This window comes from Pseudomonas syringae group sp. J254-4 (assembly GCF_032586855.1).
Lineage (GTDB): Bacteria > Pseudomonadota > Gammaproteobacteria > Pseudomonadales > Pseudomonadaceae > Aquipseudomonas > Aquipseudomonas amygdali.
In genome coordinates this window covers 13,848-40,255 of sequence record NZ_JAWHOO010000012.1, presented here as the reverse complement: position 1 = coordinate 40,255, position 26,408 = coordinate 13,848, and the positions used below count along the sequence as shown (strand labels likewise).

General features: G+C 58.2%; 25 protein-coding genes and 1 pseudogene. 5 read left to right on the top strand and 21 right to left on the bottom strand.

Translation table 11 applies throughout. The features are described 5' to 3' along the window. Positions 1–3 precede the first annotated feature (3 nt). Complete coding sequence (locus tag RYB09_RS15585) at positions 4–930, top strand: DUF6402 family protein (protein WP_316889234.1); 927 nt, start codon at positions 4–6, stop codon at positions 928–930. Next, positions 927–1,367, top strand: a complete 441-nt coding sequence (locus RYB09_RS15580) for a hypothetical protein (protein WP_316889231.1) — start codon at positions 927–929, stop codon at positions 1,365–1,367. The genes RYB09_RS15585 and RYB09_RS15580 overlap by 4 nt, the downstream gene beginning before the upstream one ends. Before the next feature lie 658 nt (positions 1,368–2,025). On the opposite strand, the gene RYB09_RS15575 is transcribed toward RYB09_RS15580, so the two are convergent. The 16 genes from RYB09_RS15575 to RYB09_RS15500 all read right to left on the bottom strand — a co-directional run bounded on the left by RYB09_RS15575 (position 2,026) and on the right by RYB09_RS15500 (position 19,438). After that, positions 2,026–4,416: an RND family transporter gene (locus tag RYB09_RS15575; protein ID WP_316889230.1), complete on the bottom strand. Its 2,391-nt coding sequence runs from the start codon at positions 4,414–4,416 to the stop codon at positions 2,026–2,028. A gap of 27 nt (positions 4,417–4,443) precedes the next feature. Beyond that, positions 4,444–5,487, bottom strand: a complete 1,044-nt coding sequence (locus tag RYB09_RS15570) for a YCF48-related protein (protein WP_316889229.1) — start codon at positions 5,485–5,487, stop codon at positions 4,444–4,446. Positions 5,488–5,719: 232 nt separating this feature from the next. After that, positions 5,720–7,075: a DUF1329 domain-containing protein gene (locus RYB09_RS15565; protein WP_122281846.1), complete on the bottom strand. Its 1,356-nt coding sequence runs from the start codon at positions 7,073–7,075 to the stop codon at positions 5,720–5,722. Positions 7,076–7,580: 505 nt separating this feature from the next. Further along, positions 7,581–8,738, bottom strand: a complete 1,158-nt coding sequence (locus tag RYB09_RS15560) for a glutathionylspermidine synthase family protein (RefSeq protein ID WP_316889227.1) — start codon at positions 8,736–8,738, stop codon at positions 7,581–7,583. A gap of 11 nt (positions 8,739–8,749) precedes the next feature. Beyond that, positions 8,750–9,496 carry a DUF1190 domain-containing protein gene (locus RYB09_RS15555; protein ID WP_005731336.1) on the bottom strand — a complete coding sequence of 249 codons (747 nt, stop codon included), beginning with the start codon at positions 9,494–9,496 and terminating at the stop codon, positions 8,750–8,752. 27 nt (positions 9,497–9,523) lie between these two features. Then, the gene (locus RYB09_RS15550; protein WP_004657435.1) at positions 9,524–9,949 is read right to left on the bottom strand and encodes a DUF350 domain-containing protein; all 426 of its coding nucleotides are present in this window, start codon (positions 9,947–9,949) and stop codon (positions 9,524–9,526) included. A gap of 13 nt (positions 9,950–9,962) precedes the next feature. Continuing rightward, positions 9,963–10,619 carry a DUF2491 family protein gene (locus RYB09_RS15545; protein ID WP_316889224.1) on the bottom strand — a complete coding sequence of 219 codons (657 nt, stop codon included), beginning with the start codon at positions 10,617–10,619 and terminating at the stop codon, positions 9,963–9,965. Positions 10,620–10,701: 82 nt separating this feature from the next. Further along, complete coding sequence (locus tag RYB09_RS15540) at positions 10,702–11,256, bottom strand: rhomboid family intramembrane serine protease (protein ID WP_058399913.1); 555 nt, start codon at positions 11,254–11,256, stop codon at positions 10,702–10,704. A 30-nt stretch (positions 11,257–11,286) separates the two neighbouring features. Next, positions 11,287–11,994, bottom strand: a complete 708-nt coding sequence (locus RYB09_RS15535) for a PspA/IM30 family protein (protein WP_058399912.1) — start codon at positions 11,992–11,994, stop codon at positions 11,287–11,289. 26 nt (positions 11,995–12,020) lie between these two features. Continuing rightward, complete coding sequence (locus RYB09_RS15530; protein WP_058399911.1) at positions 12,021–12,674, bottom strand: YjfI family protein; 654 nt, start codon at positions 12,672–12,674, stop codon at positions 12,021–12,023. A 235-nt stretch (positions 12,675–12,909) separates the two neighbouring features. Continuing rightward, positions 12,910–15,576, bottom strand: coding sequence for an aminopeptidase N (gene pepN, locus RYB09_RS15525; protein ID WP_316889219.1), 2,667 nt, complete (start codon positions 15,574–15,576; stop codon positions 12,910–12,912). Between the two features lie 12 nt (positions 15,577–15,588). Then, on the bottom strand, positions 15,589–16,422 hold the full coding sequence (locus RYB09_RS15520) for a DUF2797 domain-containing protein (protein ID WP_004665926.1): 834 nt from the start codon (positions 16,420–16,422) through the stop codon (positions 15,589–15,591). After that, the gene (locus RYB09_RS15515) at positions 16,419–16,679 is read right to left on the bottom strand and encodes a YeaC family protein (RefSeq protein ID WP_002554502.1); all 261 of its coding nucleotides are present in this window, start codon (positions 16,677–16,679) and stop codon (positions 16,419–16,421) included. The genes RYB09_RS15520 and RYB09_RS15515 overlap by 4 nt, the downstream gene beginning before the upstream one ends. Positions 16,680–16,707: 28 nt before the next feature. After that, positions 16,708–17,580 carry a rhomboid family intramembrane serine protease gene (locus RYB09_RS15510; RefSeq protein ID WP_122281849.1) on the bottom strand — a complete coding sequence of 291 codons (873 nt, stop codon included), beginning with the start codon at positions 17,578–17,580 and terminating at the stop codon, positions 16,708–16,710. Then, a complete protein-coding gene (locus RYB09_RS15505; RefSeq protein WP_054098078.1) occupies positions 17,577–18,548 on the bottom strand; it encodes a metallophosphoesterase in 972 nt (323 codons plus the stop codon). The genes RYB09_RS15510 and RYB09_RS15505 overlap by 4 nt, the downstream gene beginning before the upstream one ends. Then, positions 18,548–19,438 (bottom strand): NAD(+) kinase, encoded by an 891-nt coding sequence (locus RYB09_RS15500; RefSeq protein ID WP_003409651.1) that lies wholly within the window; start codon positions 19,436–19,438, stop codon positions 18,548–18,550. Before RYB09_RS15500 ends, RYB09_RS15505 begins: the two co-directional genes overlap by 1 nt. A gap of 236 nt (positions 19,439–19,674) precedes the next feature. Here RYB09_RS15500 and RYB09_RS15495 point away from each other — a divergent pair. Together RYB09_RS15495 and RYB09_RS15490 are read left to right on the top strand one after the other, a co-directional pair. Then, positions 19,675–20,100 (top strand): annotated as a pseudogene (locus tag RYB09_RS15495) (PAAR domain-containing protein); the annotation flags it as partial. 104 nt (positions 20,101–20,204) lie between these two features. Next, a complete protein-coding gene (locus RYB09_RS15490; RefSeq protein WP_058399907.1) occupies positions 20,205–21,188 on the top strand; it encodes a DUF1853 family protein in 984 nt (327 codons plus the stop codon). Here RYB09_RS15490 and RYB09_RS15485 read toward each other — a convergent pair. Together RYB09_RS15485 and RYB09_RS15480 are read right to left on the bottom strand one after the other, a co-directional pair. Further along, positions 21,154–22,434 carry an arsenic transporter gene (locus RYB09_RS15485; RefSeq protein ID WP_004665931.1) on the bottom strand — a complete coding sequence of 427 codons (1,281 nt, stop codon included), beginning with the start codon at positions 22,432–22,434 and terminating at the stop codon, positions 21,154–21,156. The genes RYB09_RS15490 and RYB09_RS15485 overlap by 35 nt on opposite strands. Beyond that, positions 22,434–23,642: an MFS transporter gene (locus RYB09_RS15480; RefSeq protein ID WP_002554510.1), complete on the bottom strand. Its 1,209-nt coding sequence runs from the start codon at positions 23,640–23,642 to the stop codon at positions 22,434–22,436. Before RYB09_RS15480 ends, RYB09_RS15485 begins: the two co-directional genes overlap by 1 nt. 368 nt (positions 23,643–24,010) lie before the next feature. On the opposite strand from RYB09_RS15480, the gene RYB09_RS15475 reads away from it, so the two are divergent. Then, positions 24,011–24,322 carry a DUF962 domain-containing protein gene (locus RYB09_RS15475; RefSeq protein ID WP_002554511.1) on the top strand — a complete coding sequence of 104 codons (312 nt, stop codon included), beginning with the start codon at positions 24,011–24,013 and terminating at the stop codon, positions 24,320–24,322. A gap of 9 nt (positions 24,323–24,331) precedes the next feature. Here RYB09_RS15475 and RYB09_RS15470 read toward each other — a convergent pair whose 3' ends face one another. The 3 genes from RYB09_RS15470 to RYB09_RS15460 form a co-directional block, all read right to left on the bottom strand. Continuing rightward, complete coding sequence (locus RYB09_RS15470; RefSeq protein WP_002554512.1) at positions 24,332–25,153, bottom strand: UDP-2,3-diacylglucosamine diphosphatase; 822 nt, start codon at positions 25,151–25,153, stop codon at positions 24,332–24,334. 93 nt (positions 25,154–25,246) lie between these two features. Next, on the bottom strand, positions 25,247–25,549 hold the full coding sequence (locus RYB09_RS15465; protein WP_002554513.1) for a SelT/SelW/SelH family protein: 303 nt from the start codon (positions 25,547–25,549) through the stop codon (positions 25,247–25,249). A 51-nt stretch (positions 25,550–25,600) separates the two neighbouring features. Continuing rightward, on the bottom strand, positions 25,601–26,407 hold the full coding sequence (locus tag RYB09_RS15460) for an ABC transporter ATP-binding protein (RefSeq protein WP_316889214.1): 807 nt from the start codon (positions 26,405–26,407) through the stop codon (positions 25,601–25,603). Position 26,408: the final 1 nt, after the last annotated feature.

Sequence of the window (26,408 nt, the reverse complement as noted above, 5' to 3'; positions counted from 1 at the left end):
CCAATGTCTCTGAACGATTTCCAGCGTACCAACGCCTTGGGCCCCGACACTTACTTCGCCTTGCCCCAAGGAGCTTCACACACCTACGCCCCGACAGACACCCCGGCCAAAGAAGTCATCATCCAAAGCCTGGCCCTCTCCCGCATACCCGGAGCCATGCGCAACATGGGTTGGAACACGGCAGCGGCGCTGATGCAGCGATGGTTTGACAGTCCCGCGTGGGAGATGCCGGAGGAGTGGAAGGAGCCAAAAACCCAACCTGACCCTTTGAGCTTACCTGCAATACAGTGTGACGAAAGCATTGTAAAAATGGAGTGGGCAATGCAGTTTGAGCGTTGTCGGGAAGCAGTAGATGAGGCCGAGTCCATCGTATCCTCGGCAAAAGCGGTTGAAAGATTGAGAAAACTTTTGAAACGTGCCGAATGGGATGAGAATAGCTCATTTGAACTGGGCAACAACTTACTGTCTTCTCGGCAGATAGATGTTTTATCCCAAGTAAATTTTCGTATATTCGGCAGTACGTGGGACTCACTGGACGATATGTACGGTGCGCTGGGGTCTGCAACACTAAAAGTTGGTGTTACAGGGCGAGCTTTCAGTAAGAAAAATTTCATCACCCAGCAGACCGAGCTGTATTTTCAGATAAAAAACCTAGGCTTCTACATACGGGACCATTACGACTTTAGCGGATTACAATATCTCGGCACGTGGACAGAAGATCGCGTGCTGACCAAGGCAGAAACCGCTATAGCCTTGACGCCACAAGGAAATCTGGTCATCCGTTTAAAAGACGGACCATTTGCTGCAGTTACAAACTCCCACTTTCGCAACTATCGTGGCGATACAGGTCAAGGGGGCGATTTTTTTATTTACTCAAACATTTTGTGGAAAAAATCTGATCAGATCATAAAGTTGGGAGTCCGTAAATGAAACCACTTCCACAACGGCTCAAATTTTTTACAGCCTACATTATTATCGCCGGTAGTCTCTGGACCGCATCGGAATGGTGGGAAAAAGGGTTAGCGGAACGCTCTGGCGAGCCTGACATAAGCCCTGGAGGCTGTTACAGAGTGGAGCTGTTCAAACCACTCTGGGTTCTTCCGATGATGTTTCATTCGATGCCACACCCGGATAGTGAGGTGCCAAGAAGGTGGCTACCCTGGTGGGAGTACCCTGCGTTTTTTCGGCTCTATGATCATCGCACTGGCGAGTTGATTTCAGAGACAGAGGTTTACGATCTGGCGTCAGCGAGTGGACCGCTGGACTGGGGGGGCGGATCGGGTGAGGTATCGGCTGGAATGATCTCAATTGGCCCCAATCTCCCTGATTGTCTGGGTGACCGCCCTACTCCAGTAAGCCCTCAATAACGAGAGCATCACGATGCTGGACGTTTTTAAATGATCGTTCCAACGCTCAGGACGCTTTGCGTCCTGTGCCGAGTAAGCGGCGCGGCGCAAATTTGTGACGCGGAGCGTCACGAACTGCATGCCAACGCGGAGCATTGGCACGATAGTCATCTTGAGGCGTAACTCATCGTTCCAACGCTCCGCGTGGGAATGCCGTTCTGGACGCTCTGCGTCCTGTCCCAAGTAAGCGGCGCGGCGCAAATTTGTGACGCAGAGCGTCACGAACTGCGTGCCAACGCGGAGTATTGGCACGATAGTCATCTTGAGGCGTAAGTCATCGTTCCAACGCTCCGCGTGGGAATGCCGTTCTGGACGCTCTGCGTCCTGTCCCAAGTAAGCGGAGCGGCGCAAACCTGTGACGCGGAGCGTCACGAACTGCATGCCAACGCGGAGCATTGGCACGATAGTCATCTTGAGGCGTAAGTCCTCGTTCCAACGCTCCGCGTGGGGATGCCGTTCTGGACGCTCTGCGTCCTGTCCCAAGTAAGCGGCGCGACACAAATTAGTAACGCAGAGCGTCACGAACTGCGTGCCAACGCGGAGCATTGGCACGATAGTTAATAGTTAATAGTTAATAGTTAATAGTTAAAAGGACCCAGAGTTACAGGCCGCCACAGCCTTAATGCGAAAACAACGAATTGCCCACCTTCCCCGCCATCTTCTCCGGCTTGATCAGAAACCGTGCCAGCGCGGGCAGCAGCCACAGTGCGCCGAACATGTTCCACAGCAGCATGAAGGTCAGCATCAGGCCCATGTCGGCCTGAAACTTGATCGCCGAGAAGATCCAGGTGCACACGCCGATAGCCAGGCACAGACCGGTGAACAGCACGGCCTTGCCGGTGGACTTCAGGGTTTCGTAATAGGCTTGCTGCAGCGGCAGACCGGCGCGCAGGAAGCTTTCCAGGCGGCTGTAGATGTAGATGCCGTAATCGACACCAATCCCCACTCCCAGCGCCACAACCGGCAGGGTCGCGACCTTGACGCCGATGCCCATGAACGCCATCAGCGCGTTGCCCAGCACCGAGGTCAGCACCAGCGGCAGGACGATGCACAGGGTCGCGGCCCATGAGCGGAAAGTGATCATGCACATGGCTGCCACGCAGAGGTAGACCAGCACCAGAATGACCAGCTCGGACTGCTTGATGACCTCGTTGGTCGCGGCCTCGATCCCGGCATTGCCTGCGGCCAGCAGGAACTGCAGGTCCGGCGTGTCGTTCTCCTTGGCGAAGTCCTGCACGGCATGTACGGCACGGTCCAGGGTTTCGGCTTTATGGTCGTTGAGGAATACCAGTAGCGGGGCCAGGGAACAGTCGGTGTTGTACAGGCCATCAGCGCGGGCGATGGAGTTGTTCAGCACGTCCTTGTTGCGCGACAGGCTCTCCCACTTCAGGTTGCCCTCGTTCATGCCCTTGATGACCTGTTTGGAAACGGTCACCAGCGAAATGGCTGACTGCACGCCTTGGGTGTTTTCCATCTTCCAGGCCAGCTCGTTGATCGCTGACATAGTCGAATACGCCGAGCAGCCTTCGGGGGCTGTCTTGACCATGACTACCAGCACATCGGAACTGGTCGAGTAGTGATTGATGATGAACGCGTTGTCCTTGTTATAGCGCGAGCCGGGGCGCAGCTCAGGTGCGCCCTGGTCCAGATCACCGATCTTCAGGTTCTGGCTGTACCAGAGCCCGCCACCGAAGGCCAGCAACGCCAACACAATCGACACCGGCGCGACTTTGGCACTGGCAAAGTTCGACAGCAGTCGCCAGAAAGGATGCTCGCAGACCGCATCCTGCTTGCTACGGCTCACCGCCCGTTTGCTGATACCCACGTAGGAAATGGCCACAGGTAACAGAATCAGGTTGGTGAACACGATCACCGCAACGCCGATGGAAGCGCCGATGGCCAGTTCGCGGATCACGCCGATGTCGATGATCAGCAAAGTAATGAACCCGACGGCATCAGCCAGAATGGCGATCATGCCCGGCAGAAACAGCTGGCGAAACGTGCGACGCGCAGCAGTCAGCGCGTTTTCGGCCTCGCTGGATTGCAGGGCGATACCGTTGATTTTCTGCACGCCGTGAGAGATGCCGATAGCAAAAATCAGAAACGGCACCAGCATCGAATACGGGTCAATACCGAAGCCGACGACGTGCATCAGCCCCAGTTGCCAGATCACCGCAATGAGCGTGGTACTCAGAACCGCCACGGTACTGCGGATACAACGGGTGAACCAGATCAGCAATACCAGAGTGATCAGGAACGCGATGCCAAAGAACATCACCACCATGAACAGACCGTCGATCAAGTCGCCGACTTTCTTGGCGAAACCGACGATGTGAATCTTGATATGGGGGTTTTGTGCCTGGTATTTGTCGCGGATCTTCTCTTCAAGCTGATGAGAGAATTGCTGGTAGTCCAGCGCCAGCAACGTGCCCTGGTCTGCCGGGTCCGGGTAAGACTCCTGCAGCGGAACATCAATGATGCTCGACCTGAAATCGTTGGCGACCAGTCGCCCGACCTGCCCGGACTTGAGCACGTTGTTGCGCAACTGATCCAGACTGGCGTCAGAGCCGTTGTAACTCTGCGGTATGACTTCGCCCCCCGCAAACCCCTCTTCCGTCACTTCGGTCCAGCGCACGCTGGGGCTCCAGAGCGATTTGAGACCGGAGCGGTCCACGCCGGGAATGTAAAACACTTCGTCACTGATCTGGCGCAGGGTCTCCATGTACTCTTTGGAGAAAATATCGCCATCCACCGCTTCGACGGAGATACGCACGGTGTTGCCCAGGTTCGCCAGATCGTTGCGGTGCTTCATCATGTTCTGAATGAACGGATGAGACAGCGGGATCATTTTTTCGAAACTGGTGGAAGGCCGAACCTGCGTGGCCTGCCAGAACAGAAAAATACTCGCCAGCAGACAAAGGATAATCACCGCAGGGCGATGATTGAAAATCAGGCGTTCAAGGAAGGTTGCCTTTTCATCCGAGTGTTGCGTGTGTTGAACAGTGCTCATGCCGGAATGTCCCCGCCCTGAAAGGTCTTATTGTTGGGTCGTATCGGCGCCCGTCGGCGAGGTGACGCGCACGCCGCCTTGTCCTACCAGAATCAGATTGCCTTGAAGGTTGCCGGTGACCCCGGCCAGCGAGATGCGATCGGGCCTATTGAAGACCTCGAACGTTTCGCCATCATCACTGCTGCGCATGACGCTACCGCCGTTACCGACCAGCACCAGCGAACCGTCGCCCAGCAATGTGGCGCTGGCCAGACCGAACTCGACCGGGCCGCGTGCGTCCTTCAGTTCAATGGGCTGCCAGCTGTCACCAAAATCGCTGGAACGAAACAGATTGCCGCGCAAACCATAAGCCAGCAGCGTAGAAGGCTGGGCCGTGCCAATCACGCCAAATAGCGAACCTTGATAGGGGCCTTCGAGTTTCTCCCAGGTCTGCCCATGGTCACTTGAACGAAACATGCTGCCCGCCTCGCCGACAATGAACAGGCCTGCGTCTTTCACCTGAGCAATGCTGTTCAGGTGATACTGATCTTCGTTGTCCAGCCGCTCGCTGACATCCTCCCAATGCTGACCGCCATCAACGGTGCTCAACAGCGCACCGTAAGCGCCCACGGCAAAACCGGTGTCGAGGTCCTTGAACCAGACGTCCAGCAGCGGTGCCTCGCGCTTCAAGTCCTCGAACTGCTTGCTCCAGCTCTTGCCACCATCGTTACTGGCCAGTATCTGGGCGTCATGACCCACGGCCCAGCCATGCTGTTCATCCACGAAAAACACAGCCGTCAACAGCTGGCGGGTCGGCACGCGAGCTTGGCTCCAGGTCTTGCCTTGATCATCGGAGAATAGAATATGCCCATGATCACCTACCACGACCAGACGCGCGCCAGCATGGGCGACATCCAGCAACAAACCGCGTGAGGCTCTGGCCGATTCGACAGCGTAAACAGCCTTGCCCGCAGCAGCGGCTGAAGTCGATGCAGAGTCGGCCATTGCAGATACCGCAAAGGAACATGAAGTAAAAATCGCCAGGGAAAGACCCGCGCATAACCGGATGCGTCGATGGACAGGATCACGCATGGACTTCTCCGCTCTTATTATTATCAGGTAGCTGTTATCGACTGCGTGTATCAACCGGCTCGTATTGACCCGGACGTCCACAGCCGTCCGGCTTTACCTGTGTGGAAGACCGTTCATCCTAGGCAGTTTTGCAAATGCCTGACAATCAACATGTCGTTATCTTTTGTTAAGCGCACGAATGTGATTGATGGATCATCACGATGGTTGATTGCCCAGTTTCGCCAGACGCTCGTCAGTGAATACCCCGACGACGCAATGCGGCGGGTTTGAAGGCATTTACACTGGGCACAGGCTGGGAAAAATCGCTGGTGCCGGGTTCCTGATTGTCCAGGTTCTGTACGTGATAACGCCGCGCCTGCAAGTCATGGAAAACGTCCAGTGCAGACCAGGTGGTCGGTAGCTCGTAATAGTTTTTCAGGTAGGCCATGGAGACCCGCCACAATTGCCCTCTGCCGTCATATTGATCGACAACTGCGGCCTGCCAGCTGTCTTCATCCAGGTACAGCGTGCGCCGAGAGTAGACATGCCGCGCGGTAGGTTTGAGCCTGCCCTCCACCACCCATACACGATGCAACTCATGGCGTGTATAAGCCGGGTTGAGGTGGCCGACCTGCAATAACTGTCGATAGCTAATATCAGGACTGGATATCCGGTAGTTGTTGTAAGGGATATAGATTTCGCGTTTGCCCAGCAACGTCCACTCGTAACGGTCCGGTGAACCGTTGAACATGTCGGTGTCATCTGCGGTGCGCAACCCCTCGGAGGCCGGGATCGGCATATCGTAAGCCAGACTCGGCGCCCGTCTTACCCGACGTTTCGCAGCACTGTAAGCCCATGCTTGCCGAGGCTCCTGCACCTGATCAAGTGTTTCATGGACCAGCACGGCGGAACCGGCCATGCGTGTCGGGCACTGGATAAACGACAGGTAATAAAACAGCACATTGTCCAGACTGGCAAAACTGCCCGCAGGGTCATAAAAGCGGAACAGCACTTTCTGACGCGAGGTGTTCAATTTGAAACTGCCGTCACGCTGTATGGCGACCTCCGAAGTCCCCCGTACCACGTAATGACCGCGATAGCGGGCAATGTGATTCCACACGGCCTGAATGCCCTTTTCCGGAACAGGAAATGGAATGCCGCCATAGGCATCGACAAAACCGTTACCGCCACCGATCAACCGGGCGTTTTGCGCATTATGGCGTGTGTTGTCGTATACCCATTGCGGTGCCGACCCGGAACGTCGGGTGGTGTATATCGGCATCTGATAACTGTCGGGCCAGGTGTCGAACATCGCCACCTGCCCAGGTGTCAGGTAGCTGCGATAGTGCTGCATATTGGCGTGGGTAATAGTGAACAGGGGCTTGTCTGCAGCATACGGGTCGACATGCCGTGTGCCTGAGCCCTTGTATCCGGGCGGAGGCCGGGTGATTCCGCCACGCCAGGGCGGGATGGTCCCTGCTGCGTTACCCGACACCTCGCCTCCCAGCGGTGTCAGGCGGCTTCCGAGCAGCGTAGCGCCAGCTGCCAGACTGGTGTTGAGCGCGAGCAGCATCGCCAGCGCGAACCCCGGCAGTTGTTTCATGAGCATGTTGGCTCTCCTTGCGTGGCCTGTCCGTAACCAGTGTCTGACGTTCAGGCCGATAGTGTTTACGATGTAAACGGAGTGTTGTGAGAGGCGTATAGATTGACTGTTCGACCATCAAACTTTTAAACGGATAAAACAGCCACTGTTATTATTGATCTCACGAACACTGTGTCGGTCAGGCAAGTGCCTGTAGGAGACTTCTTGCACGTGCGATACCGCACACTATGTGCCAATGAAACGGGCACTCAGAGTCGCTCACGGTAATGCAACGCAAATGCCAATAAGCGTAAACATACAGATCACTCTACAGAGCCGGTACAGATCAGTTAATTAATGGACCTTCTGTATGGGCAGCATTAAAAACACGAGCACAGTCTGTTTGATTGTCAGACATAACATCAGACTAGTCACCGGTTGATGCCGGTCATTGCGGGCTCTATAAACGTTCGGTAACAGCGAGAGTGTTACGTGTATTGGACAAGTAACACTTATTGAGGGTAAGCAGCGTTCAGTCGATAACGACGTGGGGCAGGAACCGGCTGGTGTCTTTGGTGATCAGACTGTCGTCTTCACGAATGCCGATTCCGGAGGCAAGGTCGCCGATGACCCACGAGCCAATCAGCGTGTAGCTGTCACCAAATCGCGGCAGCGGCGAGTACGCCTGCAAAATATAAGGCGCATCAGTGTAAGGCCCATCAACTGAAATCACCTGATCGCCAGGCGTGCGCATTTCGATGTTGGCACCTTCGCGGGAAAAGTAAGGTTTGCGCACCCAGCCTTTGGGAACCGGTCTGCTCGGGTCCTGATCGACACGCGAAGGCAGCAGGTTCGGATGGCCTTCATTGAACTGCCACAACAACGGCAGAATTCCCTTGTTGCTGAGAATCGACTTCCAGGCAGGTTCAACGAACTGAGTGCCACTGGCTGGAACGTGCTGGCCAAACTCCTCGTGAAAGATATGTTCCCAGGCGTGAAGCTTGAACAGCCGCTCGATCCAGCGTCCGTCCAGGTCGACAAAGCGGCCCTCGGCACTGAGCCCTATGTCCTCGATATCGATATGCCGAGCATCAATGCCCACGTGCGTAGCCATGCGCCGCAGAAAATCGGTAGTACCACGGTCCTCGACAGAGCCGGACATCGCCGAAAAGTAGAACGGGCTCGCCCCCGGAAACTCGGCAAACGCCCGAACAAGATCCTCGGCAATCGAATTGAACTGGCTGGCATGCGCAGGCAGAACGCCGCGCGCCATCTGCTCATCCAGCCAGAGCAACTGAAACGCACCGGCTTCCATCAGACTGGTGGGCGTATCGGCATTGATTTCGTACATCTTTGCCGGGCCCGTGCCGTCGTAGGCAAAGTCGAAGCGCCCGTAAAGGTGCGGATGCCCCTGCTTCCATGACGTGCGGATCACATCAAAGAACGCTTCCGGAATCGCCAGCCGGTGCAACAACTCTTCGCTGTCCACCACCCGCGCGACTGCGTCCAGACACATCTGGTGAAGCTCCTGGGTAGGCACTTCAAGGTCGCGGGTAATCTGCTGCTCGGTGAACAGATAATACCCGCGCTCATCCCAATAGCGCTCGCCATCGATGGTGTGAAAGTTGAACCCTTCACGTTCCGCCGTTGCGCGCCAGTCCGGGCGTTCCTCGATACTGATCTTTTTCATGGCCCGGACCGTCAGCCTCCGAAACTGCTGCTGCCACCGCTGCTCTTGCCGCCCCAGCCACTGCGTGCCGAGGCCTGGCTGCCGAAGCCGCCGCGCGAGATAGTCGACGACACAGAGGACGAGCCGGAGCCCGAACTGCCCAGGTTGCGCCCCAGCGTGCTCTTGCCATAGCTGCGATCGGAACTGGATTGCGCCTGGGTCGAACGGCCGAAGGTCTTGCCGCGATCAATCTGACTTGGCAAGGACGAGCTATAGTAACCGCCGCGGTCATCGCGCGTCTGGTAGATAGGTTGCGAGTAATAGCGATTGTTGCCGAAGCCATTGCTGAGCAGATTGCCGATCAGCAGACCAGCCATCAGCCCGGTGGTGCCGCTCATGCCTGCGGGAGCGGACTGGGCGACTTCCTGATTGGCCCGGTCCAGCGCCTCTTTGGGAACACGCCCGGAAAAACCCAGCTCAAAGCCGCCGAGTTTCGGCATGTACTTGCCATCCGAAGTGACCTGGCAATAATCCGGTACAAAGTCCGCGTCGCAAGACGCCTTGTCATCATAGGTCGGCGCTATGCGGCGATGGTCGGACAGCGCCTGCATGTAGGCATCCGAACAGACATTTACCGGTACCTTGGCATCAACGCATTCCTGCACCGAACTGAAGTTGGCCTGCGCGTTGAAAGTATCCTTGTCTTCCGACGGGCCACACCCGGCGAGGGCCAGCGGAAGCGTGCTGGCAAGTACCAGCTTTACTGAACTGCGTCTCATCGTGAGTCTCCTTGTTCAAGGCTGCCGTCAGACCGAAGGGGTCATGCAGGCTGCGTTGAGAAGACCGACGCTGATTGCGACGCTGGCCGAGTAAATGGCGGCAGCCATTTCGCCCTTGGCAATACGTGTCGACAGGCCCTTGAGCACCAGGCTGGTAACACCGAACGCCAGCAGTTGCACAACAGCTGCGATCACTACCCAGACGATCACATCCAGAATGCTGATGCTGTAGCTGATGATGTTGCTGGCTGGCAGTGCGAAACCGATCAGCGAACCACCCAACGCCAATGCGGCAGCACTGTTGTTCTCGCGAATCAGCGCAAACTCCTTGTGCGGCGTGATCCTGCTGTAGATGAACTGGAACAGGGCGAACAGAATGGCCGCCACCAGAATGTACATGATGAAGCCAATCACGGCAGGGGCATTGAGCGACATACGCAGCGCGTCGATCATGAAGATTTCCTTGTCAAAGAACGTTGATATCAGTGGATTGCAGCGTTATGCCAACGGCCGTGGTGAGGGTAATGCTGCCCTCTTCGTCTTCCTCGACGGAAAACAGCAGAAACTCACGGCGGTTGATCAGCCCCGTTTCGCGGGCATACAGCATGCTCAGGTGTTTGACGCGATACGCAGCATCAGGGCTGACAATATCCTCATCCAGCGGCGTCAGCTCGGTCTGGCCGGGCGACGTGCCCCATTGCCGTTCGAATACCTCGCCATCGTGTTCGTAGGCAGGCAGGCCGATCTTCGACGACGGACCGGTCAGGCGCAGCAACTCATCCTTGCTGGTGATCGGCTCGGCGCTGTAGTAACCGAACAGAATGATGTCCTGCACGTCTTCCGGATTGGGGCCGTTGCTGACCACCTGCAGGAAGTAGTCCTCGTTATCCAGGTAGAAGCGATGCAACGCCATCGACTGGCCCAGATCTACGCGCCCCACGGCCCAGACCTTTTCATCGTCTGGGACAACCACCTGCGAATGCCCGTCGAGCAACAGCTTCAACGAGCTGTCCAGACACAACATGCGACCAGACGCCAACCCTAACGGGCTGACGGGTTGCACGCTATCACGACCTGATGCCTTGGGTGCTTCCAGCCCCATGGCACGTTTGAACCAACTCATAGTGCAATTCCCTTGAAGTCGACTGGAGCCGGTATGGACATGTCTTTAACCGGAATAAACACACCCTGTTCACGAGACTGGCTCACTGCTGCGCCAGCAACGCTCTGGAATGCATCAGCCACGCTACACAAATACCCGCCAGTGCGCCGGCAATATGTGATTCAAACGATACGCCAGCTACCGGGACAAAGCCGAAAACCAGTCCGCTGTAACCGGCCAGTACCAACAGCGCGACCAGCACGCTGGCGATACTGCGCTGATACCATGCTCGCGCGAGCAGGTAAGCCCACAAACCAAAAATCAGCCCGCTCGCACCGACATGGATATTGCTGCGACCGAAGCTCCAGACCAGCAGTCCGCCCAGCAGACAGACCAGCCCGGCGACCCACGCATAACGCCTGACACCCTCAGTGGCGACCAGCCAGCTCAGCACAATGAACGGCAGCAGGTTGCTGAGCAAGTGCTGAATCGAACCGTGCAGAAAAGGCGCAAACACAATGCCGCGCAACCCGGTCGCGCTGCGCGGAATGATACCGAAATGAATCAGGCCGTTGCCGGTGATCGAGTTCAGCACTTGCACCGCAATCATAACTGCCGACAGGGCGAGGATGACCTTGAGTCGTTTGGAAAACTCCATTCAACATCCTCGCCTGCCCTGTTGCGTCACTTACTGAGCCGGCGTCTGGTTTTTGGCTTTCAGACGCGCCAGTACATCTTGCGCACCGCCACTTTTGGCACCAATACCGGCATCCTGCAGACGACGCTCCAGGTCACTGCCGCTGGACTGGCTGGCCAGTTCTTCCGCCGCTTCGAGCTTGGCGTCCTGTTCATCCTGACGTTGCTTGAGACGCGCCAGCGAGCCTACTGCGGTTTCGACTGCGCCGCTGGCACCACCGGTTGCAGTGGCCGTTGCAACGCGAGCTTTTTGCACGGTTTCACGGGCCTTGGCCATCTCGACCTGTTGCTTGAGGCTCTTGATTCGCGATTCGGCCTTGACCACCTGCTCTTGCAGCAGGCTGACCTGCTTGTTGAACTGATCGGCCAGTTCCTGCTCCTGATCACGCAGGGCCTCGATCTCGGCGATCTTGTTCGCGCACTCTACAGCCAGCGCTTCTTCACCCTTGTTCAGAGCCTGCATGGCGCGGCCTTCCCAGTTGGCGATGCTGGTGGCGTGCTCTTCAAGACGCTGTGCCGAGAGTTTGTGCTTGGCCTTGATGGTGATCAGCCCGTCGCGGGCCTTGACCAGCGCGTTCTCGGCGTCACGAATTTCCTGATCCAGAATGCGGATGGCATTGGCATCGGCAATCGACTCGCCCACTTCGGAAGCGCCACCACGAACGGCGGTCACCAGTTTTTTCCAGATACTCGTAGTCATGAATATTCTCCGCCTGACAGCGCTGTTCAGTAGATGAAATGATCTTCAAAAGCGTCGGCCGCACGGATCACGTTGTCCGCGAGGGTAAGGATTTCCTGCACGATTACGGTGAGCGACGATGCTGCGCTTAAAGCGCCAAACAGGCAGTAGACTTCCTGACCGTCACCGAGCTTTTCGATACCGACCGATGACAGCGGAAACAGATCGCGGCTGCGCAGAACGACGTCGTTGAACGCCTGCACGTTCTTGATCTTGTTCACTTCGATCAAGGTCGCGTCGGCCAGAATCTGCTCGCCTTCCACCGCGATATAAATCGGCAGATCGCCATACTCGGCCATGGTCAGCCTGATGCCCGAGGCATCACCCTCGGTTACATCGAGCTCGATCTTTCCATTCGTCACCAGCTCCAGTTCGCAAAGCGCCTTCTGCAAAGAGCTGATGGTCCAGTGGGTATTCTCGGTCATGAAATCCTCCAGTTTTATTCTGTCGCCCAGAAAGGGCTGTCTTAAGGCTTTTTCAATGCCACGCAGGGCATCGACGTTCTCGGGCCGGATCCAGAATTCCCGCTTGACCAGCCCCGCCTCTTTGAGTCGCAGACGCATTTCACGCATGTAATCAGTGGAGCTCTTGGAAACCTTGGCCGGGACCGCTGCGTTGTCGCCCTGGGTTTTACGAGGCATTGGCGCTTCCCCCTTGCTGCTGGCCGTGAATCAGGTAAGCAACGTATCAGATGTTTTTGAAGATAGATACGCATCACATGTGAGATTTTTATGGACACCAAAAATTCTCGTTCCCACGCGGAGCATTGGCACGATAGTCAAATCACCGCACGGCGACGCACACTCAAAAAAAAGCGCTGTCCGCATCAGCGGACAGCGCCTTTCTCACAAGTGCCTGTCAGGCACTGGGCAACCCTTATTCAGCCAGGCTTTTGCTCACCACTTCATACACGTCCGCCGACAGTTTGCCGGAGGCGAGGATGCGCTCCAGCTCGGCTTTCATCAGCGCCTGACGGGCGCTGTCGTATTTGCGCCAGCGGGTCAGTGGTGCCAACTGACGAGAAGCGATCTGCGGGTTCAGGGCATTCAGCTCAATGACCAGATCCGCGAGGAAGCGATAGCCGGAGCCGTCCGCTGCGTGGAAATTAATCAGGTTCTGCCCGGCGAATGCACCGATCAGGGCACGCACCTTGTTCGGGTTCTTGATGCTGAATGCAGGATGCTTCATCAGTTCCTGCACGCGTTGCAGGCCGCCCGGCTGAGTACTGGCCGCCTGGACGCTGAACCATTGATCCATGACCAGCGCGTTGCTTTTGAAGTTCTCGGCGAACACGGCGAGTGCTTTGTCGCGTTCGGCCGTAAACGGCGAATTGACCAGCACGGCCAGCGCAGTCAGGCGCTCGGTCATGTTGTCGCTGGTATCGAACTGGTCGATGGTCGCCGCCAGCACTTCAGGTTTGGCGCTAAGCATCAAGTACGACAGCGCAATGTTCTGCAGCGCGCGACGGGCGAAATGCGTGGACTCGGCGACGTATGGCGTAGCTCTGGACACCTCGCGGTTGGCCTTGTAGCGCGTCAGCAGACTGTCAAACAGGCCGTCGGCCAGTTGCTGACGGGCAAATTCGCGTGCGGCGTGAATGGCATCGACATCCGCCACTTCGCTGATCTCGGCCAGATAAGCTTCGCCCGGCAACGAAAGCATTTCTGCGACCATCGCCTGATCCAGACGCTCATCCGCCAGCACGGTGCCCAGCGCAGTGATCAGACGTTGATCCATGACCAGTGGCTGACCTTGCTGGTGCTGACCGATCAGTTCCTGCAATACCTGGACCGAAAGTTGCTGACCGGCATCCCAACGGTTGAAACCGTCGCTGTCGTGTTGCATCAGGAACATCAGTTGATCGCGGTCATACGGAAAGCTCAGCTTGACCGGCGCAGAGAAACCGCGCAGCAGTGACGGCAGTGGCTTTTCGGCAACGTCAACGAAGGTGAAAGTCTGCTCGGACTCGGTGACCGAGAGCACTCGCGTGGTGCCGGCAGCTGCGGTTTCGTCCGCCAGACGCAGGGCAATTTCGCCGCCCTTGCTGCCCAGCAGCCCCAGTTCGACCGGAATCACAAACGGCTGTTTCTGATCGCCAGGCTGGCCTGGCGTGCTTGGGCAGCTCTGGCGGAAAGTCAGGCTGTAGGTTTTCGCAGCAGCGTCATACGACTCGCTGACCGCCAGACGCGGCGTACCCGCTTGGCTGTACCAGCGCTTGAATTGGGTCAGGTCGACGCCGTTGGCGTCTTCCATGGCCTTGATGAAATCGTCGCAGGTCACGGCCTGGCCGTCATGGCGCTCAAAATACAGATCACTGCCCTTGCGGAAGCCTTCGGCGCCCAACAGGGTGTGGAGCATGCCAACCACTTCCGAACCCTTTTCGTAAACGGTCAGGGTGTAGAAATTGGAGATTTCGATGAAGCTGTCCGGGCGCACTGCGTGGGCCATCGGGCCTGCGTCTTCGGCAAACTGGTGAGTACGCAGGTAAGCAACATCCTGAATACGCTTGACCGTGGCCGAGTTCATGTCCGCCGAGAAACCGGCGTCGCGGTACACCGTGAAGCCTTCCTTGAGCGACAGCTGGAACCAGTCACGGCAGGTCACACGGTTGCCCGACCAGTTGTGGAAGTATTCGTGGGCAACGATCGCTTCGACCCGCTGATGCGCGGCATCGGTCGCAGTCTCGGCACGCGCCAGCACGGCACTGGAGTTGAAGATGTTTAGGCCCTTGTTCTCCATCGCGCCCATGTTGAAGTCGTTGACCGCGACAATCATGAAGATGTCCAGGTCATACTCACGACCGTAGGTTTCTTCATCCCAGCGCATGGATTTCTTCAGGCTGGTCATGGCGTGCTGGCACTTGTCGACGTTTTCTGGCTCGACATAGATGCGCAGGGTCACTTCCCGCTGGCTCATGCTGGTAAAGGTGTCTTCGATGCACCACAGATCACCGGCTACCAGCGCGAACAGGTAAGCCGGCTTCATGAACGGGTCTTCCCACGTCGCCCAGTGCCGTCCGCCGTCATCTTCGCCGCTGGCAATCGGATTGCCGTTGGAGAGCAGAATAGGAAAATTCTGCTTGTCGGCGCTGAGCGTGGTGGTGAACTTGCTCATCACGTCGGGGCGGTCGAGGTAATAGGTGATCTTGCGGAAGCCTTCGGCCTCGCACTGGGTGCAGAACATGCCGCTGGACTTGTACAGGCCTTCCAGTGCGGTGTTGGATTCCGGATGGATGCGCACAGTACTGTCGACCGTGAAGCTTTCGGCTTGCGGATGCAGCGTCAGGTGATCTTCTGTCAGTTGATAATCCGCAGCGCTCAGCTCTACGTCACTCAGCTTGACCGAGACCAGTTCCAGATGCTGACCGTCCAGCACCAGCGGCGGCAGGCCTGCGCCGCGCTCGGGGTTGCGGCGCATGACCAGTTGGGCGTGGACCAGCGAGTGGTCGTCGAACAGTTCGAAGGTCAGGTTCGTCTCATCGATGAGGTACTCGGGAGCCTGGTAGTCCTTCAGGTAAATCATTTTCGGTTGTTCGGTGCGCATGCTGGAATCCTTCTACTGATGCACGGCCAGCTGATAGGCCGTGTACTTGCGAATATTGATCACGCCGGTATCGAAAATCAGGTATTGGCCCTTGATCCCCAGCAGCGTGCCCTCGGCAATCGGGTTCTTGTCCAGGTTGAAGCTGACAATCTTGGTCGGATACGCCTCGACCGGGTAACGAAACTCGACAGGCTCGGCGTCATGTAGCAATTGGATGGCTTGCAGACCGAATCGTTCTTGCAATCCCAGCAAGCCCGCGCCGCAACTGTCGAACAATTCCTGGCGAATGGCCTTGAGATCGACCGGCTGGGCATCACCTTTGAGCAGCGCACGCCAGTTGGTACGGTCGGCCACCTGACTGCGCAGCAAGTCTTCGACAAAGCCTGACTGCTGACGGGTGGCTACGCGCAGAATCGGCAACGCCTGGCTCGCGCCCTGGTCCAGCCAGCGGGTCGGCAACTGCGTAGAGCGGGTAATGCCGACCTTCACGCCTGACGAGTTGGCCAGGTAAACGATGTGATCGGTCATGCAGAACTGCTCGCCCCATGCCGGATCGCGACAGGTGCCCTGATCGTGATGGCATTTTTCCGGGCTCATGATGCACATGTCGCATTGCGCCAGCTTGAGCATGCACGGGTAGCAGTAGCCCTGGCTGTAGCTGGACTTGGTCTTGCGCCCGCAATGACTGCAATGAATGGCGCCGAGAAACTCCAGACGCAACGTCTTGCCAATCAGCGGATTGACCGCGATCTCGGTCTCGCCCAGGCGAAAAGCGTATTGCACACATGACGCATCATCCTGACGCGCCGACATTTTGTTGACTGCTCCGCGACCAATTTCGATCAATGAATAGCATCCGATTTGAACAGAATATTGGGCACTGGCGCTGATTTGGAGGCGCATTCCTGCGGCCCCATGTAGCCCGTGCGCTGGTCTTCCGGCAGGTTCTGCACTTCCCAGGCGATCAGCGCCTGCAACGACAGCTCACGCTGTTCCTGAGTAAGCTTGCGGCCGTCGGACCATTTGCCGATTTCCACAGCCAGCTTCAGGCTCTCGTAGATATCCGGGGTGATGTTTTCGATCATTTCTATAAAAGACGACATGGCGCACTCCAGAAAATAGCGGGTAATTTTACGACTTGCGGCGCGCAATCGCACCGCCAACCAGGCCGGTAGCACAACCGATGATCAGACCGCCGACGTGCGCGCCGTTGGCGATCTCGCCGAAACCGAGCATGCTCACCAGGCCGGACAGGCATAGCGCCAGCCAGATGAGCATCATGATCAATACCCCACGTGGTAGACGGTAGACCGGGTTGGGCGCCAGTAACTGAAAGATCCAGCAGTGACCGAGCAAGCCATAGAGCACGCCGGACAACCCGCCAAACAGGCTCGGGCCGCTGAACAGGTATTGCACGTAATTTGAAACAGCTGAAAACAGCAGCGTGAGCAGCAATAAAGACAGGCTGCCCTGACGAATTTCGATACGTCGGCCCAGTTCCCAGAACCACATGCCGTTCATGGCCAGGTGCAGGATGCCGAAGTGAATCAGCATCGGTGAGACAATCCGCCACCATTGCCCGGCGGCCAGACTGTCGGACAACGGCAGAAACGTCGCGTACTCGCCACTGATCCGGAAATCCTGAAAGGTCAGCCAGCGGATGGCTTCAAGGTTGTCGCCCAGCAACGTCATGCCCGCCACCAGCAGGGTGACCAGCAACACCAGCGCCGTCACCGGGCTGTTGCGTAACTGCTCGATCAGGCCCGGCGGCTTGTACGTTACGCTTGAGGCGTCTTGCGCCAGTTGAAAATCCTCGTCCCCTTCAGGAAAGCGCGTGTATAACTCGCGCACTTCATCGGCCAGTTGCGGCGCATCCGGCACCCAAAGCACCTGCTCGCCAGCCTCTTCGCTGACCCTGTGGGGAATCCGCAAGCGCTGCAACAGGCTGACAAAGCCGCTCAGGTTGGTGGTCAACGGCAACCGCAGGACTGCAACAGCACTCATTCTGAAACCTCGGGACGCTGCACGTCGACCCAGACAAACTTGTCCGGGTCGATCTGTGTTTCCTGGTCCAGCCGATAGGCGACCAGCTTGCCATAGAGCACGGCGCTGTAATCCAGACAGGCCAGGTTCGGACGGATGGGCGCAGGGACGCCGCTGCGCCAGTAATGACCGACAAACAGCAGCGGCTCATTGATACCGTAACGCAGCAATGCGTTTTTTTCCGACGTGGACAGCGGGGTCTTGGCTACGCCTTCAGGCAACGCGTCGGGCTGAAATACCACGTCGCCATAGGTCTGCGGGTCATCTTCCCAGAACTTGGTACGAAAGAACTCGCGGGTCAGCCCGTCACCGCCGGTCAGGGTCAGACCATGCGGCAAACGCATGTCGGTGCCGCGCAGCAGACGGTTGAACACATTGCTGGCGAAACTGCCGGGCACTGCCGAGGCCTGGACAAAATGCTTGTCAATACAACCGGTGCCATGCAGGCCGCGCAACGGATCGATCAGAGTCGCATCCCAGCAGGCATGCACCACCCTGAAACGACCGGCGTCCATGTACAGCGGCAGCTCATAGAACCAGTTGACGAACTCGCTCCATTCATCCGGGTAGCGCTCGAACTGCGCCAGGGTTTCGCCGATCAGCCGGGCATGACGCGGGGTGTGCTCACGTACGAACTCATGACCGCTTTCCGGCAAGGCTGGCGTCATCCAGCCCAGCGCGTTGAACTCATGGTTGCCCATGATGCACAGGGCATGACCGGCCTGAACCATATCGCGGACGATATGCAGCGACTCGCGAATGCGCGGGCCACGGTCGATGATGTCGCCAAGGAAAATTGCAATACGCTCAGGGTGACGCCAGACGCCAGCCTGCAGACGGTAGCCGAGAAGCTCCAGCAAGTGCTCCAGGGTATGGGCGCACCCGTGCACGTCACCGATCAGATCGTAGCCACGCGCCGGATCGAGCATTAATCGCCCCCGCCGCCGAGCTTGCTGCCCCAGCCGAGCTTGGTGCGGCAGACTTCGTAATAATTGTGATCCAGCGGGTGAATCAGACGCAGCTTCTGCGGTTTCTTGCTGACCGTGATGGTGTCACCCGGTGCGCAGGTAAAGTGATTCTGGCCATCGCAGGACACTTGCGGATAAATGGTCATGTCCTTGGACACCACGATTTTCAGCTCGCTGTTGCCGTCGACCACGATGGGCCGCCCGGACAAGGTGTGCGGGTACATCGGCACGATGACGATGGCGTCGAGCTTGGGATGCATGATCGGCCCGCCCGCCGACAGCGCATAGGCTGTCGATCCGGTCGGCGTGGCGACGATCAGGCCATCGGCCTTCTGACTGCACACAAACTGACCGTCTATATAGATCTCGAACTCGATCATGCGCGTGGACTTGCCGGGGTGCAGCACAACGTCGTTGAGCGCATCGCCCTGACCGATGGCCTCACCGTGGCGGCGCACTTCGGCCTGTAGCAGGAAGCGGTTTTCAACCAGGTAATGCCCGTCGAGCACTTCGGCACATTTGACCTCCAGCTCGTCAGGACGAATGTCGGTCAGAAAACCCAGGCTGCCGCGGTTGATACCCAGCACCGGAACGTTGTGCCTGGCCAGCGCCCTTGCTGCCCCCAACAGGCTGCCATCGCCACCGACCACGATGACCATGTCACAGACTTCACCGAGCATCTTGCGCGACGAGGTTTGCAGGCCATGGCCGGGCAGGACTTCGGCAATCGTCTCTTCAAGAATGACGTGCAGGTGGCGGTCCAGCAGGAATCTCTTGAGTCGGCGAACGGTCTCGAGCACCTGAACACTGCCCAGGCGACCGATGATGCCGATATTGCGAAATTGCTCCATGAGGCTCCTGCTGCGGTTTCGAGACGACTTAAAACAGCGATTATGGGCGAAACGGCCCGGTAGCAGCAAACCGGCACGTAAAGATCAAGCGAAACGCCTCATCACGAAGCGCTTCAATCAGCAGATTGGCTCTGAACGAATGAGCGAATTCCCGCAAAAAAACCGGATTTGCCTTACATACCCCACAGAAGATATTCATTAGCTTCGTCCGTTTTCAATACACCTAAGGACGACACATGATTCCCTCAGGCCGCCAGGGCGACATGCACCTCTGCCCGTTGCCGGGCCACGGTTGCACCCCGATTGTCACAGCCTCCTCCGACACCCTGATCAACGGCATGTCCGCCGCCACGGTAGGCGATCTGTGCGGCTGCGGCGCGGTGATCGTCACCGGCTTTCCCTCGATCCTCATCAACGGTCGCCCGATGGCCCACCTGGGCAGCCCGACCAGCCACGGCGGAACGATCATTTCCGGCAGCCCCGATGTGGGTGGCGGCTCCGACTTCGGCGATGCCGCTGGCCCAGCCATCGATTTCTCCAGGCTCGGCATCCTTCGCAAGGACGGCACACTGGACGAACCGAAGCTGAATCAGCTTGTGAACGACCCTGGGTTACAGGAGAAAGCCAAAGCGGCTGAAGCACTGTTCTCATCTGCTACATCACTGACGAAATGAACCAGGACCTGCTGCCTGACACCGCATCTTTTCGTCTTCACAACCTGCACATCGGCAACCTGCTGCACCTCAACTCACGCTATCCTCGGCACATGACTCTATTCCCCAGCCTGATCGACCTCCCCCGCCAACTACGGCACTCCGAAGTGCGCGACCTTGCCTGGGTGATCCTCGCGCCGCCCATGCTGGAAGTCGCGCCGTGGCCACAGCGTCATCCGCTGGCGGGCAGTGACTGGGTACAGCACCCGCAGCGATTGGCAGACTTTCTCTGGCAACTCGACCGTGACAGTCGCCCGCTGGAAGACTGGCTGGCGCTGGCAACCACACGCCGGCTGGGCCGCTATTACGAACGGCTCTGGCAGTTCGCGGTGCAGCACGCGCCGGGGGTGGAGATCATTGCCGCCAACCTGCCGATCCGGCTCGGCAGCCAGACGCTGGGCGAACTGGACATGCTGCTGCGTGATCGTGAAGGCGTGCATCACGTCGAACTGGCAATCAAGCTCTACCTAGGGCCGCAGGACGGAGACGGCCGCGACCCGGCCAGCTGGCTGGGGCCTGGCTGCCAGGATCGGCTGGACCGCAAGCTTGCCCACCTGAGCCAGCATCAGTTGCCGATGTCTGCACGTCCGGAAAGCCGAGCGGCCCTGGCAGCGCTGGGTGTCGAGGCCTTCAGCGCGCAGTTGTGGCTGGGCGGTTATCTGCTGTATCCGTGGCCAGGCTCATGCGAATCGCCCGCAGGTGTTCACCCGCAGCATCTCAAGGGCCGCTGGTTGCATCAACGTGACTGGAAACCGTTTGTGGCGCAAAGCAGCCCCGGACGCTGGCAACCCCTGCCGCGTCATGCCTGGCTGGCACCGGCGCTGTACGACGAAGCGTGGAGCGATCAGCAGCTACGCGACTGGCTGGCCGAACTGGACCCGCTGGCCCCGGCGCAATTACTGGTGCGCCTGAAAGAGAATACCGAGGGCAACTGGGAAGAAGCCGAGCGCTTGTTTCTGGTGTCGGACATGTGGCCGAATCTGGCCGACACCAGCCACCCGCTCAACTCAATCGCAGTGCCAGCGCAGCCAGTGTAATTAGCAACACCGGCACGGTCAGTACGATGCCGACCTTGAAGTAGTAGCCCCAACTGATGGTGATTCCCTTGCGCTCCAGCACATGCAGCCAGAGCAGCGTCGCCAGACTGCCGATCGGGGTAATTTTTGGCCCCAGGTCGCTGCCGATCACGTTGGCGTAGATCATCGCTTCCTGAATGGCCCCGCTGGCATGGCTTGCATCAATGGACAGCAGCCCGATGAGCACGGTGGGCATGTTGTTCATGATCGAAGACAGAAACGCCGTCATGACGCCGGTGCCCATCGCTGCGCCCCAGATGCCATAGCCGGCAAACCAGTCCAGCAGACTGGCCAGATAACCGGTGAGTCCGGCGTTGCGCAGACCATAAACCACCAGGTACATGCCCAGCGAAAACACCACGATGTGCCACGGTGCTTCTTTCATCACCTTGCGCGTCTTGATCGTGTGCCCTTTGGCGGCAATGGCGAGCAGCAGCAACGCGCAGACCGACGAAATCGCACTGATCGGGATACCCAGCGGCTCAAGAGCGAAACAGCCCACCAGCAAAATCAGCAGCACGGCCCAACCGGCCAGAAACGTAGCGCGGTCATGGATAGCCGTTTCGGGCTTGTCCAGATGTTCGGGCTCGAACTCGCTGGGAATATCCCGACGGAAATACCACATCAGCACGGCCAGAGTGGCGGCGACGCTGGCCAGGTTCACTGGCACCATGACGGCTGCGTAACGGTTGAAACCGATCTTGAAGTAATCCGCCGAAACGATGTTCACCAGATTCGATACCACCAGCGGCAGGCTGGCCGTATCGGCAATGAAGCCGGCCGCCATGACGAACGCCAGGGTCGACGCAGCGGAGAAGCGCAACGCCAGCATCATGGCAATGACGATAGGCGTGAGAATCAGCACGGCACCGTCGTTGGCGAACAAGGCTGACACCAGCGCACCGAACAGCACGAACAGGGCGAACAGACGACGTCCCTTACCCTTGCCCCAGCGCGCCACATGCAGCGCGGCCCAGGCAAAGAAACCCGCCTCATCCAGTAACAGCGTGATAATGATCAGCGAAATGAACGTCGCCGTGGCATTCCAGATGATGCCCCACACCACGGCGATGTCGCTGAGGTGCACAACACCTGTCAGCAACGCCAGAACCGCCCCGAGTACCGCACTCCAGCCTACGCTCAGGCCTTTGGGTTGCCAGATGACCAGCGTAATGGTGAACAGGAAGATCAGCGTTGCTATCAGCATTATTTGGTCCGGGGTAGAAGAATAGCGAGGATGCCGAGCAGCGGCAGGTATGAGCACAGCGTGTAGACGAACAGAATGCCGTGACTGTCAGCCAGATAGCCGAGCAAGGCTGCGCCAATGCCGCCGAAGCCGAACATCAGGCCAAAGAAAAGCCCGGCAATCATGCCCACGTTGCCAGGTACAAGCTCCTGGGCGTAGACGACGATGGCGGAAAAAGCCGACGCCAGTACAAAGCCAATGATCACGCTGAGCACGCTGGTCCAGAACAGGTCTGCATAAGGCAGGGCCAGGGTGAACGGTGCAGCGCCAAGGATCGAAAACCAGATCACCGCCTTGCGGCCAATGCGGTCGCCGATCGGACCGCCGAAAAAGGTCCCGGCCGCCACTGCGCCCAGAAACAGGAACAAGTGCAGCTGCGAACTGGCGACTGAAAGGTCAAACTTCTCGATCAGGTAGAAGGTGAAATAGCTGGTCAGACTGGTCATGTAGAAGAACTTGGAAAACACCAGAAATGCCAGCACTGCCAGTGAGGCAATCACGCGTTTCCTGGACAGGCCATGAGTGGCCGCCTGGCCTGCCTTGAGCTTGAACAGGTTGAGGTGCGCGCGATACCAGCGGCTTATCGCATACAGCAAACCCAGCGAGAACAATGCGAACAGGCCGATCCACGCCACGTTGCCCTGGCCGAACGGGATGATGATCGCCGCCGCCAGCAATGGCCCAAACGCGGAGCCGGTGTTGCCGCCCACCTGAAAGGTCGACTGCGCGAGCCCATAACGACCACCGGAAGCCAGTCGCGCGATACGCGAAGCTTCCGGGTGGAATGTCGAAGAACCGATGCCGATCAATGCGGCAGCCAGCAGAATCAATGGAAAACTGCCCACCATCGACATCATCACAATGCCGACCAGCGTACAGATCGACCCTACAGGCAGTACCAGCGGGTTAGGATGGCGGTCAGTGTAATAGCCGACCCACGGCTGCAGCAGCGATGCGGTGATCTGAAACGTCAGGGTAATGAGGCCGATCTGGGTGAAGCTCAAGTCGTAGCTGGCCTTGAGCATCGGGTAGATCGACGGAAGAATGGCCTGAATCAGGTCATTGATCAGGTGAGCAAGGGCAACGGCACCAATAATGCGCATCACCAGCGGGCTGGCTTGAGGGGGGGTCGAGGCCTTCGCCGTCACGGGCTGAGCGCTGGTCGCCATGGGTATTCATCCGTAAAAAGGTTTTCAGGTTCCCCGGACGGATGATTACAAGATGTGTCACGCGTACCAAGGCGCGCCAATGTGCCATTTTTCAGGGCAACTGTGCCATGTTTTGTTGCGTTTTTGCTGACGGGTCGAGAACTGCTCCGCGCTGCACAGCGGTTCTGTGATGTCAGGTGGATTGAGGTTCGGCTCCGATTCTCGTTCCCACGCTCAGCGTGGTAATGCCTTATGCCAACGCGGAGCATTGGCACGATAGTCGTAAACATCAGCAAGCTAGTCACGTCCATCGTGCCCACGCTCCACATCGGCACGACAGTCGGCTAAATTTGTGTATAACAAGAAGAACCAACACGAGGGTGCGCGCCGTGGATACCATCAAGCGTTTCTCAAGCTTTGCCGAGTTCTATCCTTTCTACCTCGCCGAGCACAGCAGCAGTACCAGTCGGCGCCTGCACTTTGTGGGCACCTCTTTGGTGATCTTCCTGCTGGCGTTCGGTGTGGGCAGCGGTCGCTGGGGGTTGCTGTGGTTGTTACCGGTCGCGGGTTACGGCTTCGCCTGGGCCGGGCATTTCTTCTTCGAGAAAAACCGGCCGGCCACGTTCAAGCATCCGTTCTACAGCCTGCTCGGCGATTTCGTCATGTACCGCGATATGCTGTTGGGCAAGGTGTCGTTCTAGCCGGTTGAATCAGGCAACCGTTTCGCTGACCGGCTCCTGAACCACCGGCTGGCTTGCTTTCAAGTGCGCGTCCGCCAGACGAAACAGTTCGATAGTGCCATCCAGGTGTTCGATCAGGGCGGTACAGGATTCAACCCAGTCGCCGCAATTGAGGTATTCCACGCCGCCCACCTGGCGGATTTCCGCATGATGGATGTGCCCGCAGACCACGCCATCCAGGCCGCGCTTCACGCATTCGTGGGCGATGGCTTCCTCGAAATCGCTGATGAAATTCACCGCACTCTTGACCTTGTGCTTCAGGTACGCCGACAGCGACCAGTAGCCATAGCCGTACTTGGCGCGCCAATGGTTCAGCCAGCGGTTGAGGGTCAGGGTGAATTCGTAGGCCGAATCGCCGAGAAAGGCCAGCCAGCGGTGATAACGGGTAATCACGTCGAACTGGTCGCCGTGGATGACCAGAAGACGACGACCATCGGCCGTCACGTGCTCGGCTTCGTCCACCAGCTGGATGTTGCCCAGCACCAACTTGGAGTAACGACGCAGGAACTCGTCGTGGTTGCCTGTGACATAAATGACTTCGGTGCCGCGCTTGCTCATGGTCAGCAGCCGACGGATCACGTTGGTATGCGCCTGCGGCCAATACATGCCGCCGCGCAGCTTCCAGCCGTCGATGATATCGCCAACCAGATACACCTTGTCAGCCTGATAGCGCTTGAGAAACGCGGACAAGTGCTCAGCCTGGCAATCGCGCGTGCCCAGGTGAACGTCGGAAATCCACAAGGTGCGCACGCGTTGTTTGCGGCTGGGTGTGGCGAGCTGAGCACTGGTCATGGCATGACCTCCGGCAGGGTTTCCAAGAGAGTGGAGCATGCCGGTTAACCGAATGTGACACGCGCGTGGCGATGTCGTGACAATCGCCCTGTATTACTGAGGACTGGCGGGAGTATGACGGTCGTTGTGGCCCAGGTCGCGGGCCGGGTCGATCTGGTCGCGGAGCCGCTGCTTGAGCACCTTGGCCTCGGGAAAGCCGCCGTCGGCCTTGCGCTCCCAGAGCTGCACGCCATCGCAGGTAATGCGAAACACGCCACCGGTGCCCGGCTGCAACGAGACCTTGCCCAGGTCGTCACTGAACGTGCTCAACAGCTCCTGGGCGAGCCAGGCGGCGCGCAATAACCACTGACATTGAATGCAATAGGTGATGATGACTTCGGGCTTTTCGGCAGACATGGAAGTCCCCTCCAGAAATTCAGACGCCCATGATACGCACCCTGCGCAGGATCAACGAGCATTGGCGAAACGACGCAGTGCGCTGAGCGTCACGTCACGGGCTGGCCCCTGAGTTGCAGTATCGGCAACCTGCGTCTTCACGCCCAGCAAACCCAGCAAACGGCTACGAATTGCCTGAAACCCGGCCTGCCCGCTGTCGCGTTGGCGTGGCAGGTCGACACGGATGTCATCGGCAATTTTACCGTCGGCCAGCACGATGACCCGGTCAGCGAGCAGGATCGCCTCATCGACATCGTGCGTTACCAGCAGCACCGCCGGGGTGTGCTTGCGCCACAGGTCGATGATCAACTGGTGCATGCGAATGCGGGTCAAGGCATCAAGGGCGGCAAAAGGCTCGTCGAGCAACAGCAGTTTCGGCTCACGGACCAGGCCGCGCGCCAACGCCACACGTTGCGCCTCGCCACCGGACAACGTAGCCGGAAAGGCATTCAGCCGATGGGCCAGGCCGACTTCGGTCAATGCTGCTTCGGCCCGCGCCTTGGCATCGTTGATGCGCAGGCCGAGAACCACGTTTTTCCAGGCGCTTTTCCACGGCATCAGCCGCGGCTCCTGAAACACCGCAGCACGCGCCATCGGCACACGCAGCTCGCCGCTGTCGATATCGTCCAGCCCGGCCAGGGTGCGCAGCAAGGTGGTCTTGCCGGAGCCACTGGCACCCAGCAAAGCGACAAACTCGCCCGCGGCAATGTCCAGGTCCAGCCCGTCAATCACCCGTTGTGGGCCAAACTGGCGAACCACGTTACGCAACTGAACCGGGGGCGTGACTGATGAAGTGTTACGCAACTCAAGGGTCGCCATG